The organism is Amycolatopsis silviterrae, from assembly GCF_042684085.1.
In the GTDB taxonomy this organism is placed as follows: Bacteria; Actinomycetota; Actinomycetes; order Mycobacteriales; family Pseudonocardiaceae; genus Amycolatopsis; species Amycolatopsis silviterrae.
This window is the reverse complement of the sequence record NZ_JBHUKS010000006.1, coordinates 243,797-259,051: the sequence shown is the minus strand read 5'-3', so window position 1 is coordinate 259,051 and position 15,255 is coordinate 243,797. Positions and strand designations below refer to the sequence as shown.

Annotated in this window: 2 protein-coding genes and 1 pseudogene; 1 reads left to right on the top strand and 2 read right to left on the bottom strand. The window is 71.2% G+C overall.

What is annotated here, in order from left to right:
• Positions 1–61: 61 nt before the first annotated feature.
• Together ACFSVL_RS46620 and ACFSVL_RS10310 are read right to left on the bottom strand one after the other, a co-directional pair.
• Positions 62–2,482, bottom strand: a pseudogene (locus ACFSVL_RS46620) (type I polyketide synthase); the annotation flags it as partial.
• 205 nt (positions 2,483–2,687) lie between these two features.
• The gene (locus ACFSVL_RS10310) at positions 2,688–3,212 is read right to left on the bottom strand and encodes a pyridoxamine 5'-phosphate oxidase family protein (RefSeq protein ID WP_378302828.1); all 525 of its coding nucleotides are present in this window, start codon (positions 3,210–3,212) and stop codon (positions 2,688–2,690) included.
• A gap of 296 nt (positions 3,213–3,508) precedes the next feature.
• Between ACFSVL_RS10310 and ACFSVL_RS10305 the strand changes: the two genes are divergently transcribed.
• Entirely contained in the window at positions 3,509–15,253 is an 11,745-nt protein-coding gene (locus tag ACFSVL_RS10305) for an SDR family NAD(P)-dependent oxidoreductase (protein WP_378302826.1), read from the top strand.
• Positions 15,254–15,255 lie beyond the last annotated feature (2 nt).

Below are 15,255 nucleotides of genomic sequence, written 5' to 3'. Positions count from 1 at the left end.
TGCGCCGGGCACCGGTCCCGGCAAAGACCTCCGGCCAGTCCACCGGCAGTCCGGCGGCGAACAACCCGCCCAGCCCGGTCAGCACCGATTCGACCTCGTCGCGACCACGACGCAAGCTCGGCACCGCCGCGATGTCGTGGCCTGCCAAGCATTCCCGCACCGGCCCGGTCAGCATCGCATCCGGACCCAGCTCGACAAACCGGGTCACGCCGCGATCGTGCAGTTTTTCAATGGTGTCAGCGAATCGCACCGTGTCGCGCACGTGCCGCACCCAATACTCCGGATCCGCGATCTCTTCGTTCACGGTCTCGATCTGGGGCGGCCGGAACGTCAAGCCCGCGACCACAGCACGGAAGTCGTCCAGCATCGGCTCCATCAGCGACGAATGGAACGCGTGGCTCACTGCCAGCCGCTTCGTCCGGAAACCCGTCAGCCGTCCGACTACCCGCTCCACCGCGGACTCGGTTCCCGAAAGCACCACCGACGACGGGCTGTTCACCGCCGCGATCGAGACGCCCTCGGCCACCAGCGGTGCGACCACGTCCTCGCCAGCGGCGACCGCGACCATCACCCCAGGCTCAAGCACCTGCATCAACCGCCCCCGGGCGGTCACCAGCCGACACGCATCCTCCAGCGACAGCACTCCCGACACATGAGCCGCCGCGATCTCCCCCACCGAATGACCCGTCACGAAATCCGGGACCACGCCCCACGACTCGAACAACCGGAACAGCGCCACCTCAACGGCGAACAACGCAGGCTGCGCAAACTCCGTCATCTCCAAACCAGCGGCATCAACCGCACGCACCGACGGATCCAGAAGCTCACACACCTCGTCAAAAGCCGTCGCAAACACGGGGAACCGGCCATACAACTGCTGGCCCATCCCGACCCGCTGCGAACCCTGACCGGTGAACACCACCGCCAACCGGCCCTCAACCACCACCGGATCCGCAACAGCCGACAAACGATCCAGCAACTGCTCACGCCCCGAAGCAACCACCACCGCCCGATGCTCAAAAACAGCACGATCAGTCACCAGCGAATACGCCAAGTCCGCCAACGCGAGATCCGGCCGCTCCGCCACAAACGACCGCAACCGGGCCGCCTGACCGCGCAACGCCGCCGAACTCCGGCCCGACAGCACGAACGGCACCATCGCCGCACCAGTCTCGGGTGTCCCGACCGCGGCGGCCGGGGCGTCGCCGAGGACCAGGTGGCAGTTCGTCCCGCCCATGCCGAAGGAACTGACTCCGGCGAGCAACGGACGATCGGGCGCTTCCCACGGGCCGTGGTCCTGCTGGACCCGGAGATTGAGGTCGCCGAGCGCGATCTCCGGGTTCGCCCGCTCGAAGTTGAGGCTGGCGGGCAGTTCACGGTGCCGGATCGCCATGGCCACCTTGATCAGGCCGGCGATCCCCGCCGCCGCCCCCAGATGCCCCACGTTCGTTTTGACCGATCCGACCGGCAGCGGTCGCGGACGCGCAGAACCCACCACGGCACCGAGCGCGGCAGCCTCGACCGGGTCACCGGCGGGAGTGCCCGTTCCGTGCAGCTCCACGTATTGCAGTTGCGTGGCAGTGATCCGCGCGCGCTCGTGCGCCCGGCGCAGGACGTCTTGCTGCCCGGCCACCTGAGGCTGGGTCAGCGCACGACTGTGCCCGCCGTGGTTCACCGCGCTCCCGAGAATCACGCAGTGCACGGTGTCGCCGTCGGCGAGGGCACGATCGAGCCGTTTGAGCACCACCAGGCCGCCGCCTTCGCCTGGCACATAACCATTCGCGCGGGCATCGAAGGTGTAGCACCGTCCGTCGGGCGACAGCGGCCCCCAGCGGTCCGCGATGTCCAAGGACTCCGGCAGCAGGTTCAGCTGCACCCCGCCCGCGACAGCGACGTCCGACTCACCGGCAAGCAGACTCTGGCAGGCCATGTGCACGGCGACCAGCGACGACGACTGTCCACTGTCGACACTCACACTGGGCCCGTGGGCGTCCAGGAAATGCGAAAGCCGGTTGGCGATGACAGCGCGTTCGATGCCCGGGTAGGTGTGCTGCGACGCGGCGGCGGAACCGTGCCGGTGGACAAGATGGGCGTAGTCGTCGGCGAACGCGCCCACGAAGACGCCGAGCCGGCCACCGCGCAGGCGGTTCGGCACGATTCCCGCGTCCTCCAGCGCTTCCCACCCCAGCTCCAAGACAAGGCGCTGCTGTGGATCGACGGCCGCCGCTTCCCGGGCGGAGATACCGAAAAACCCGGCGTCGAACTCGTCTACGGCGTCGAGAAAACCGCCCCACGAGGGCGCGACTGTCCGCTCCGAGGCGCCGCGTCCGGGCGGGCGTTCGGTGATCGCATGCCGTCCCTCGGCCAGCAGCCGCCACAGCTGCCGGGGCCCGTCGGCGCCGGGGAAACGGCACGACATCCCGACCACGGCCACGTCGTCACTTTGGGCCCGGACATCCACCCGGATCTTCCCCTTTCCCATTCGCGCATTGCTTCTGATGAGCCACGGCAGCCACTGAGGTTTTCCCGGTGGGCCGGTACGCGAGGCCAGCGTCCGTGAGGGGAACCCTGAGGGAATCAGAGTCCCTCAGGGTTCCCCTCACGGACTTCCGCGGGGCCGCGCGGCTCTGCCGGTGCGTCGCGGCGCGCATCGCGTCTGGCGAAATCGCCGCCGAAAACCCGCAAAGTCACCGGGAGGGCGGAAAGTCCCATCTGGTCGCGGATTCCCATCCGGCGATGCCCGACCAGCCGTAAACCCGGTCGGGATCCAGCCGGAACACCGGCGCGCTCTGGCCGAATTGCGTGTGGACCCGGTCCTCGATCACCGAGAGCTTCCAGTCGTACTTCACCCCGACGCCTTCGGCGAGCACACTGAGCTCCGAAGCCGCGGTCACTCGGGAAGACTTTCCCTCGATCATCGCCACGTCCTCGCCCAGCTGCACATTCACCGAGGCCCGAGGGTTGACCTTCAGGAATTCGCCGCAGCGGTTCTGGCTCGAAAACCAGAAGACATTCCGCGCCCAGATGCCCCACAGCGGCCTGCTGTGCGGGGTGCCGTCCGGACTGGTGGTGACCAGCCAGTACGTGGGCGCGGACTCGAGCAAATCCGAGACCCAGCTCCACGGTTTCACCGGCCCCGACGCGGTCTGGTTGAAAATGAAGGCCGACGTTCCCGCCGGCTCCTGTGCGTTCTTCAACACCTCGGCTGTCATATTTTTCCGCACCTCGGCAGTCGCGTTTTCTTCAGCACCACGCCAGTCATGCTTCCAGCGCGCCCGCGTCACCGACACCCATAAGGATCACGCCGCCGAAGCCGTTCCCCGGGCCGGACAGCTAGGGGAGTTAGGGGGTCCCCGTGCCGGCCCCGACCGACCATGGTTATTCACGCGACCGCTGAGCGGCAGACCTGATCGCGGCCCCGCCCGATCCCGCTTTTCGCGCACTTCGCCGGGTAGCCCGGCTTCGCCGGACGCCACTGGAACACACAGCGACAGATGGGGTTTCTCCTGTGGAGAACGAGGACAAGCTTCGCCAGTATCTCAAGCTGGTCACCAGCGACCTCTACCAGGCGCGCAAGAAGATCAGCGAGATCGAGGACCGCGACGCCGAGCCGATCGCCATCGTCTCGATGGCCTGCCGGCTGCCCGGCGACGTCTGGTCGCCCGACGACCTCTGGGACCTGGTCGCCAGCGGCACCGACGCGATCGGCGACTCGCCGGACGACCGGGGCTGGGACATGGACAGCATCTACGACCCGGAGCCCGGCAAACCCGGCAAGACCTACACCCGCGAGGGCGGCTTCATGTCCGGCCTGGCGGACTTCGACGCCGGGTTTTTCGGCATCTCCCCGCGCGAGGCTCTTGCCATGGACCCGCAGCAGCGGATCGTCCTCGAGGCCGCCTGGGAGTCGTTCGAACGGGCCGGCATCGACCCGGAGACGTTGCGCGGCACCACCACCGGCGTGTTCATCGGCTCGAACACCCATGACTACGTGCCGTTGACCGTCACCGCACCGCGCGAGGTCGACGGCTATCTGTTGCTGGGCAACGCACCCAGTGTGCTCTCCGGCCGCGTCGCGTACACGTTCGGCTTCGAGGGCCCCGCTGTCACTGTCGACACCGCCTGCTCTTCTTCGCTGGTGGCGCTGGACTATGCCGTCCGGGCGTTGCGCCGCGGCGAGTCCACGATGGCCCTGGCCGGCGGCGTCGCGTCGATGTGCTCGCCGCTCGTCATGGTCGATTTCAGCCGCCAGCGCGGGATCGCGCCCAACGGCCGTTGCAAGGCGTACTCGGACACCGCGGACGGCACCGGCTGGTCGGAGGGGGTCAGCCTGATCCTGCTCGAACGGCTCTCCGACGCGCAGGCCAACGGCCACCCGGTGCTCGCCGTCATCCGGGGTTCGGCGATCAACCAGGACGGCGCCTCCAACGGCCTCACCGCGCCCAACGGCCCCGCCCAGCAACGGGTCATCCAGGCGGCGCTGGCCGACGCCCAGGTGCCGATGGGGCAGGTCGACCTGGTCGAGGGGCACGGCACCGGCACCCGGCTGGGCGACCCGATCGAGGCGCAGGCCCTGCTCGCCACCTACGGCCGCAAGAAAAAGGACGGCGAGCCGCTGTGGCTGGGCTCGCTCAAGTCGAACGTGGGGCACACCCAGGCGGCGGCGGGCGTGGCGGGCGTGATCAAGACCGTGATGGCCATCCGCAACGGGGTTCTCCCCAAGACGCTGCACGTGGACGAGCCGACGCACGAGGTGGACTGGTCGGCAGGCGGGGTCAAGGTGCTGACCGAGGCTCGCCCGTGGCCGGAGAACGAATGGCCGCGCCGGGCCGGGGTTTCGTCGTTCGGCATGAGCGGCACCAATGCGCACGTCATCCTCGAACAGGCGCCCGAGCTGGCGGCAACGGAGCCCGAACCGGTGCGCGCGCATCCGAATGCCTTGCCGTTCCTGCTCTCCGCCCGTACTCCGCGCGCCTTGGCCGGTCAGGCGGCGCGGCTTCGCGACTGGCTCGCCGACGAGGACGTCGCCCTGCCCGACGTCGCGAAGTCCCTTGCGCTGCACCGCGCGAAGTTCGAGCATCGCGCCGCCGTGGTCGCGGGCACCAAGGAGGAGCTGCTCGCCCAGCTCGACCTCGTGGCCGACGGCGGCAGCGGCGCGACGGCGGTCACCGGCACCGAATGCCGCGGGCTCACCGCGGTGATGTTCCCCGGGCAGGGCCCGCAGCGCATCGGCATGGGCGCCCAGCTCACGGCCGCGTTCCCGGTCTTCGCCACGGCTTACGCGGAGGTCCTGCAGCACCTCGACCCCGAGCTGCCGGAGATCATCGCCAAGGGCGGTCCGACGCTGGACCGGCCCGAGTACGCGCACCCCGCGCTGTTCGCGATCGAGGTGGCGCTCTACCGCCTGGTCGAGTCGTGGGGGCTGCGGCCCGACTACCTGCTCGGCCAGTCCTGCGGGGACATCGCGGCGGCGCACATCGCGGGCGTGCTGTCGCTTGCGGACGCGGCCACCATGGTCACCGCCCGGGCCCGGCTGATCCAGACCTCTCCCCCCGGCGCGATGGCCACCGTCGCGGCCGGCGCCGACGTGGTGGAGCCGATCATCGCCGGCATCGAAGGCGTTTCGCTGGCCGGGATCAGCAGCCCGAGCGCGGTCACCATCTCCGGGCCGGAGGGTCCGGTCGAGGAGGCGGTGGCGCGGCTGACCGAACTCCGTTACGCGTGCCGCACACTGCGGGTCGGCGTCGCGGGCCACTCGGCCACGATGGAGCCGATCCAGGCCGAATTCCGGGCTGTGGTGGAGACTTTGACCTATTCGGCCCCGGCCGTCCCGATGGCGGTGCCCGCCGAAGAGCTGTGCACGCCCGAGTTCTGGGTCCGGCAGATGCGCGACACCGTGGATCTCGTCGGCGCCGTGGCCCGGCTGCGCGAGCGCGGCGTCACCCGGTTCCTCGAACTCTCGCCCGCCGCGTCGATGACCAGCCATGTCCGCGAGTGCTACGGCGACGACCCGGTGGTGGCCACGCCGGCCCTGCGCAGCAAGCGCGACGAGGTGGAATGCCTCGCGACGGCGATGGCCACCCTGCACACCGCTGGCGTCGAGGTGGACTGGGCGGCTTTCTTCGCCGGTACCGGCGCGCAGCGCGTCGACTTGCCCACCTATGCGTTCGAGCACGAGCGCTTCTGGCTTGAGACCAGCCACGTCGGAGGACACGACCTCAGCTCGGTCGGCCTGCGCTCGGTGGACGCCCCGCTGCTGGGCGCCGGCGTCTCGCTCGCCAACGACGGCGGCTTCCTGTGCACCGGCCGGCTGTCGCTTTCCGCGCAGCCCTGGCTTGCCGATCACGCCCTGTTCGACCGAGTCCTGTTGCCCGGCACCGCGTTCGTCGAGTTCGCGCTGCGCGCGGCGGACCAGGTCGGCTGCGAGCTGGTCGAGGACCTGACCGTCGAAGCCCCGCTGCTGCTGGAGCGAGGCGGTGCGGCGCTGCAGATCGTGGTCGGCGAGCCGGAGGAAGCCACTGGACGGCGGTCGATCGCCGTCTGGTCGCAGCGGCAGGACCCGGACTCCCCCGACCTCGACGCCCCCTGGACCCGGCACGCCAGCGGCTTTGTCTCCGCGACCGCCGGAGCGAGCCACGACGACCCGGAGCTCGCCGAGTGGCCGCCCGCCGGAGTCGAGGAAGTCGACATCAGCGACCTTTACGAGACCTTCGCCGCGGCTGGATACGGCTACGGGCCGGTGTTCCGCGGCCTGAAAACCGCCTGGGTGCGGGACGGAGAGGTCTTCGCCGAGGTAGCGCTGCCCGAGCACGTCAGCGATGCCAGCGCGTACGGCATGCACCCCGCGCTGCTGGACGCCGCTCTGCACGCGATCGCGGTTACCGGCACCGCCGAGGGCGTCATCCCGTTCTCGTGGGCGGGCGTCCGCCTGTCCGCCGTCGGTGCTTCCGCGCTCCGCGTACGGCTGACTCCGGTTGGGGCCGACACCGTCTCGCTGCTGGCCGCCGACGGAACTGGCCGCACGGTCCTGTCCGTCGACTCGCTGACTTTGCGGTCTGCCAACGCGAAGCAGATCGCGGCGAGCGCCCCGCAGTCCCGCGACTCCCTCTACGAGATCGAGTGGATCTCCGCGGGCGAGGCCGCCGCCTCCTCCCCCACCAGCTGGGCGAACCTGGGCGGCGCAGCGCCCGCGATCGGCACGGCGTACGACGGCTTCTCCGAGCTGCGAGCGGCCCTCGACGCCGGAGACGAGACGCCCTCCGTGGTGCTGGCCGCTCCCGTTCCCGACGACGGCCGCGACACCGCCGCGGACGTGCACACGGGCGTCAACCAGATGCTCGACCTCGTGCGCGACTGGCTGGCCGACGAACGGCTGGCCGCCTCGCGGCTGGTCCTGGTCACCCGCGGCGCGTTGGCCACGTACGACGGCGAACACGTCGGCGACCTGACCGGCGCGGCCCTGCACGGCCTGTTCCGCTCGGCGCGTGCGGAGAACCCGGGCCGGCTCGTGCAGGTCGACCTCGCGCCCGGCGAGCCGAACTCCGCCGTGGTGGCGGCGCTCGACGCCGGGGAGGACGAGGTTGCGGTACGAGCGGGCACGATTTTGGTGCCACGCCTGGCAAAAGTCTCCGCTTCGACGACGCTCACCGTGCCAGCGGAGTCGGCTGCCTGGCGTCTCTCGGCTCCCGAGCCCGGCACTTTCGACGGGCTCGCCTTCATCGAGTCGCCCGAGGCGGTCGCGCCGTTGGCCGAGGGCGAGATCCGGGTGGCCGTCCGGGCGGCTGGCATGAACTTCCGCGACGTGATGTCCACCCTCGGGCTGGTCCGCGACCAGGAAGTGCTTGGCGGCGAAGGGGCGGGCGTGGTGACCGAGGTCGGTCCGGGCGTCACCGGCCTCAAGCCCGGCGACCGCGTCATGGGCCTGTTCTTCGGGCCGTTCGGGCCGTTGGCCGTGGCCGATCACCGGATGGTGGCGCCGATCCCGGACGGATGGTCGTACCTGCAGGCGGCGACCGTCCCGATCACCTACCTGACCGCGTACTTCGGGCTCGTCGACGTGGCCGGCCTGAAGTCCGGCGAGTCCGTGCTCATCCACGCGGCGGCCGGCGGCGTCGGCATCGCGGCCGTGCAGCTGGCCGCCCATCTCGGCGCCGAGATCTACGCCACCGCCAGCCCCGCCAAATGGGCCGCCGTCCGCGAACTCGGCATTCCCCGCGAACGCATCTCGAACTCCCGCACCACGCAGTTCGAGTCCGATCTGCTGGCTGCCACGGACGGTCGCGGCGTCGACGTGGTCCTCAACTCGCTCACCAACGAACTCGTGGACGCTTCGCTGCGGCTGCTGCCGCGTGGCGGCCGGTTCGCCGAGATGGGCAAGACCGACATCCGCGACGCCGGCTGGGCAGCCGACGCGTTCCCCGGGGTCCGCTATCAGGCCTTCGATCTGCTTGCGGTGCCGCCGGAACGGGTGCGGGAGATGCTGGCCGAGGTGCTCGACCTGTTCGGCCGCGGCGCGCTGACCCTGCCGCCGACGTCCACTTGGGACGTCCGCCGCGCACCGGACGCGTTCCGGTTCCTCAGCCAGGCCCGGCAGATCGGCAAGATCGCGCTCACCATCCCGACTCCCCTGGATCCACAAGGGACTGTGCTCCTCACCGGAGCTTCCGGTGCGCTCGGCGGCCTGATCGCCCGGCACCTCGTCGCCGAGCACGGCGTACGCAACCTGGTGCTGGCGAGCCGGCGCGGTCCGGATGCCCCTGGTGCCACCGAGTTCGCCGCCGAGCTGACCGAGCTTGGCTCCTCGGTGACGACGGTCGCCTGCGACGTGTCCGACCGCGCATCGCTGCAGGAGATGCTGGACGCGATCCCCGCCGAACACCCGCTGACAGCAGTCGTGCACGTCGCGGGCGTCAGCGACGACGGCGTCGTCGGCTCGCTGACCACTGAACAGGTCGAGACTGTGCTGCGGCCCAAGGTGGACGCGGGCTGGCTCCTGCACGAGCTGACCAAGGACCTCGACCTCTCCGCGTTCGTGCTGTTCTCCTCCGCCGTCGGGGCCTTCGGCGCGCCGGGACAGGCCAATTACGCCGCTGCCAACGCATTCCTGGACGCTCTCGCCCGGCACCGCCGCGCGCTGGGGCTGCCCGCCGTCTCGCTCGACTGGGGTCTCTGGGCCGCCGCCAGCCGCATGACGACCTCGCTGCAGGACACCGACTGGGAACGGATGTCCCGCGCCGGCATCAAGGCGCTCTCCGACGAGGAAGGTCTGGACCTCTTCGACGCCGCCCTCACCGTCGGCGCCCCGGTGGTGCTGCCGGTCCGGCTCGACCTGGCCGCCTTCCGCGGCGACGTGCCGCCGCTGCTGCGCAACCAGGTCTCCGGGCGGGTGCGCCGGGCCGCGGTCGCGAGCGGCGGCGACGCCAGCTCGTGGACGCGCCGCCTGCTCGCCCGGCCGCCAGCCGCCCGGCACCGGATCGTGCTGGACGCGGTCGCCGCCGAAACCGCGGCTGTGCTCGGACACGCGTCGGCGGCGAATCTCTCGCCGGACCGGACTTTCAAGGACATCGGCTTCGACTCGCTGGCCTCGGTGGAGCTGCGGAACCGGATCGCCGCGTTCACCGGCCTGCGGCTGCCGGCGACGGTGGTCTTCGACTATCCGGATCCCGCTTCGCTGGCCGAGTACGTGCTCGGCGAGCTGGTCAGCACCAGCCCCGCCGCACCAGCGGCGACCGCGACCGCAGACACCAGCGGCGACGCGATCGCCATCGTCGGCATGGCCTGCCGCTACGGCGGCGGGGCCGACTCGCCGGAGGCGTTGTGGGCCATGGTCGAGGGGGGCCGCGACGCCGCCGCCGAGTTCCCGGCCGACCGCGGCTGGAACCTCGCCGAACTCTTCGATCCCGAGCCCGGCCGTTCGGGCACGACCAACGCCCGGGCCGCCGGTTTCCTTTCCGGGGCAACGGAATTCGATCCCGAGTTCTTCGGCATCTCGCCCCGCGAGGCCACCGCGATGGACCCGCAGCAGCGGCTCTTGCTCGAGTCGGCGTGGGAGGCGTTCGAGCGGGCCGGGATCGACCCGTCGGCGTTGCGCGGCACGAAAACCGGCGTGTACGTCGGCCTCAGCGCCCACGACTACAGCAACTTGCTCGCCCGGGAATCGCACGGCCTGGACGGTCACCTGCTCACCGGGACCGCACCGAGCGTGGCATCGGGCCGCATCGCCTACGAGTTCGGCCTCGAAGGATCCGCGGTGACTGTCGACACCGCCTGCTCGTCCTCGCTGACCACAGTGCACATGGCGGCCCAGGCACTACGGACCGGCGAGTGCAACCTCGCGCTGGCCGGTGGAGTGGCCGTGATGTCCACCCCGGTGGTGTTCCAGGAGTTCTCGCTGCAGGGCGGCCTCTCCCCCGATGGCCGCTGCCGCGCGTTCGGCGCGGACGCGGACGGCACCGGCTGGGCCGAGGGCGTCGGGCTGCTCGTGCTGGAACGGCTGTCGGACGCTCGCCGCAACGGCCACCAGGTCCTCGCCGTGGTCAAGGGTTCCGCCGTGAACCAGGACGGCGCTTCCAACGGGCTGACCGCGCCCAACGGCCGCTCGCAACAGCGCGTGATCCGGGAAGCGCTGGCCAATGCGGGCGTCTCCGCCTCGGACGTGGACCTCGTGGAGGGGCACGGCACCGGCACGAAGCTCGGCGACCCGATCGAGGTGCAGGCGCTGCTGGCGACATACGGGCGGGAGCACACCGAGGAAAACCCGCTGTGGCTTGGCTCCTTGAAGTCGAATCTGGGCCACGCGCAGGCGGCGGCCGGCGTCGCCGGGGTGATCAAGACGGTCCAGGCGCTGCGGCACGGCCTGCTGCCCCGGACGTTGAACGCCGACGAGCCCACCCCGCACGTGGACTGGTCGGACGGCGCGGTGAAGCTGCTGACCGCGGCCCGGCAGTGGCCGGAGCGCGACCGGCCCCGACTCGGCGCGGTCTCCGCGTTCGGGATCAGCGGCACCAACGTGCACGTGGTGCTGGAGCAGGCACCGGAGCTGGAACCGCGGCCCGAGTCCGAGCGGCTGCTCGCGCCCTCGATCAAGCCGTTCGCCGTCTCGGCACGCGGCGCGGCGGCACTGCGCGGTCAGGCAGCCCGGCTCAGCGCCTACCTCGCCGAGCGCCCGGAGGCGGACCTCGACGCGCTCGGCCGTTCGCTCAGCGGCCGGACCGCCATGGAGCATCGCGCCGTGGTGCTCGCCGAGGACCTGGGCACGCTCACCGCTGGGCTCGCGGCGATCGCCGACGGCACCGCGGACACGAACGCGGATGTCGTGCTGGGCAACGGCGGCACGGCGAACCGGCCGGTCTTCGTCTTCGCGGGTCAGGGTGGGCAGTGGCGCGGCATGGCCGTCGACCTCTGGAACACCAGCCCGCTGTTCGCCGCCGCGATGGCCGAGTGCGACGCCGCGCTTGCGCCGCACGTCGACTGGAACGGCGCCACCCTGTTGGACGTCCTCACCGGCGCTCCGGACGCGCCCAGCCTGGACCGGGTGGACGCGGTGCAGCCCGCACTGTTCGCGGTGATGGTGTCGCTGGCGCGGCTGTGGCGGTCGCTCGGGGTCGAGCCCGCCGCAGTGGTCGGCCACTCTCAAGGCGAGATCGCGGCGGCCGTCGTCGCCGGTGTCCTCACTCTCGCCGACGGTGCCCGCATCGCCGGGTTGCGCTCGCGGTTGATCGCCGGTCTGACCGAGCGCGGCGGAATGGGCTGGATCGGCCTGCCGGTCGCCGAGGTCCGGGAACGGCTCGCCGACTACCCAGGGCTCGGCGTCGCCGCGATCAACGGGCCGCGGTCGGTGGTCGTCTCCGGCCCCGCCGACGAGCTGCAGAACCTGTGCGATGCGCTCGCGGCCGAGGAAGTCCCGGTGCGCAAGCTCCTCGTCGATTACGCGTCGCACTCGCATGGCGTGGAGGAACTCCGCACCGAACTCATCGACGCGCTGGCCAGCGTCACGCCGGCCGAGGCGGAAGTGCCGTTCTATTCCACGGTTACCGGCGGCCAGGTCGACGGCACCGAACTGAATGCCGAGTACTGGTACCGCAATCTCCGAGAGACGGTGCAGTTCAGCGCAGCCGTCGAGGCCCTCCTCGACGACGAGCACAGCTGCTTCGTGGAGCTGAGCGCGCACCCGGCGCTCGCCGATGCCGTCGAAGCGGTTGCCCAGGCCCGAGACGCCGAAGTCACCACCTTGTGGTCGTTGCGGCGGGACGGCGGCGACGCCGAGTTCACCCGCTCGCTGTCCGCGGCTTTCGTGCACGGCGCACCGGTGCGCTGGGCAACGGCATTCCCCGCCGGCGGGCGAATCGACCTGCCCACCTACGCGTTCCAGCACCGCCGCTTGTGGGTCGAGCCCGCCGGCGTGACGGCCGCCAGTGCCGCCGACCTCGGGCTGGCGTCCGCCGATCACCCGCTGCTGGGTGCCGCCGTGGAACACGCCGACGACGACCGGGTGCTTTTCACCGGCAGGTGGTCGTTGGCGACCCAGCCGTGGCTGGCCGACCACGTCGTGCTCGGCACCCTCCTGCTGCCGGGGGCCGCGTTCGTCGAACTGCTCACCCACGCCGGGCGGCACGTCGACTGCGGTCGTTTGGAAGAGCTGGCTTTCCAAGCTCCGCTGGTGCTTTCCGAGAAGTCGGGCGTGGCCGTGCAGGTCGCGGTCGGTGCCGCCGACTCCACTGGACGGCGTTCGGTCACGGTGCACTCGCGGCGCACCGGAGCCGACGGCAAGTGGATCCTGCACGCGGAAGGCACGCTCGCCCCGGCCGGGACCGGCCCGGCGGCGGGCGATCTGACGGCCTGGCCGCCGACCGGTGCGCAGCCGGTCGACGTGACCGACCTCTATCCCCGGCTCGCCGAGCGCGGATACGCCTACGGGCCTGCCTTCGCCGGGATCCGCGCGCTGTGGCGGGACGGCGACGACATGTACGGCGAGGTCGCGCTGCCGAGCGTCGTCCGCGGCGAGGCGGGACAGTTCGGCTTGCACCCGGCGCTGCTGGACGCCGCACTGCAGGTGCCGGTCGCCGGGCTGATCGACAGCGAGAGCGAAGCAGTGATGCCGTTCTCCTGGAGCGGCATCACGGTGCACACCCGGGGAACCAGCTCGCTGCGGGTCGCTTTCCGGCGCAAGGGCCCGGACGCGTCCACGATGCTGCTCGCCGACGACGCGGGCCAGCCCGTCGCTTCGTTCGACTCCATCGTCGCGCGGCCGGTCAGCCGTGACCAGCTGCGGATCACCGTGGATACCGACGACGAGCACTACCGCGTCGAGTGGCGCACGCTGCCCGGCGGCCCGCGCTCGCCGCTCAGCGGCACCTGGCTGGCGGTGGTGGCCGAAGGGCAGACCGACGGCTGGGCCGCGGAAACCGTGCGCCGCCTCGCTGCTCACGCACCCGACCTCGTGACCTGGACCGTGCCGTGCGGGGACCTCGACCGGACGGCGCTGGCCGAGCGGCTGCGCGAGCTGAATCCAGCCGGAGTGCTCTCGCTGCTGGCCGAGGACGAGACCCCGTGCGAGGGCTCGGCGGCGCTGCCGCAAGGGCTCGCGGGCACGTTGGTGCTCACCCAAGCCCTGCTCGACGCCGGACTCGACGCCCCGCTCTGGGCGGCTACCCGGGGCGCGGTGGCGGCCGGTCCCGAGGACCGCATCGGCTCCCCCGCCCAGGCGCTGGTCTGGGGCTTCGGGCGGGTCGCCGGTCTCGAACACCCCCGGCTCTGGGGCGGCCTGATCGACCTTCCGGAGACAGTGGACGACGACGCGATCGCCGAACTGGCCGGAGTGCTCGCGGGCGGTGACGAGAACGAAGTCGCCGTACGCTCACAAGCTGTCCTAGCCCGTCGCCTGGTCCGGGCGGCAGCACCCGAGCAAAAGCCGACACGTTGGCAGCCAAGCGGAACTGTGCTCGTGACCGGCGGCACGAGCGGCCTCGGCGCAGAGACGGCCCGCTGGCTCGCCGACCGCGGTGCCGAGCACCTGATGCTCGCCAGCCGCAGCGGTGCCGACGCGCCCGGTGCGCAGCGTTTGGTCGAAGAACTCACCGCCAAGGGCGTCTCGGTCTCGGTGAAGGCCTGCGACGTCACGGACCGGGCCGCCGTAGCCGAACTGCTGGCCTCCGTTCCCGAGGAGCGCCCGCTGACCGCGCTCGTGCACGCTGCCGCCAGCCTCGACGGCGGGCCGATCGCCGAGATGACACCGGCCGAGTTCGGCGACATCCTGGCGGCCAAGGTGCTCGGCGCGGCGCACCTCGACGAACTCCTCGACCACGACCGCATCCAGACGGTGCTGCTGTTCGGCTCCATCTCCGCGACCTGGGGCGTCGGCAACCAATCCGCTTATGCGGCAGCCAACTCCTACCTCGACGCACTGGCCCGGGAGCGGCACGATCGCGGCGGCCACACCGTTTCGGTGGCATGGGGCCCGTGGGAGGCTGGCATGCTGGCCCACGACCAGGAGATGGCCGACTCGCTGCGCCGCGGCGGTTTGCCTTTGCTGCCAGTGGATTCCGGGCTGGCGACCCTGGACCGGATCGTCGCCGGGGACGAGCCTTGCCCGGTCGTGGCGAGGGTCGAATGGCCCCGGTTCCATTCCCGCTTCACCTCGCTGCGGCCCAGCCCGCTGCTGGCCGACCTGCCGGACGTGCGCGCGCTGCCGACGGCGGAGCCCGCCGACTCGGCCGCGCGCGGCGGCGCGCTGATCGAGAAGCTGGCCGCGCTGCCCGAGGAGGACCGGGAACCGGCAGTGCTCGACCTGGTCTGCTCGCACGTCGCGGCCGTGCTCGGCTACGACTCCGGGGAGCAGGTCGATCGCAAGCGGGCGTTCAAGGAGATCGGCTTCGACTCGCTGATCGCCGTCCAGCTGCGCAACCGGCTCAACGCGGCGACCGGGTTGCGGCTGCCGGTGACGCTCGTCTTCGACTACCCGAATCCGGCGAGCCTCGCCTCGTTCCTGCGCTCCGAGGTGGCTGCCAGCGTGCCGTCGCCGACGGACGCGGCACTCGCCGAGTTCGACCGGCTGGAGGCGTCGCTTTCCTCGATACCGTCCCAAGACCGGGAAGTGCGCGACGTGCTCGTCAGCCGGGCGCGAGAACTGCTCAGCCGGCTCACGGGCCCGACGCCGGAAGCGAACGGCGAGGGCGACGTGGCGACGCTGACCGCGGCCTCCGACGACGAACTGTTCAGCTTCATCAACACCCAACTCGGCCGCCAGGACGGGTGAGC

Bases quoted from the DNA above. Each gene is read 5' to 3' on its own strand.
- ACFSVL_RS10310 (WP_378302828.1), bottom strand. From the start codon at position 3,212: ATGACAGCCGAGGTGTTGAAGAACGCACAGGAGCCGGCGGGAACGTCG.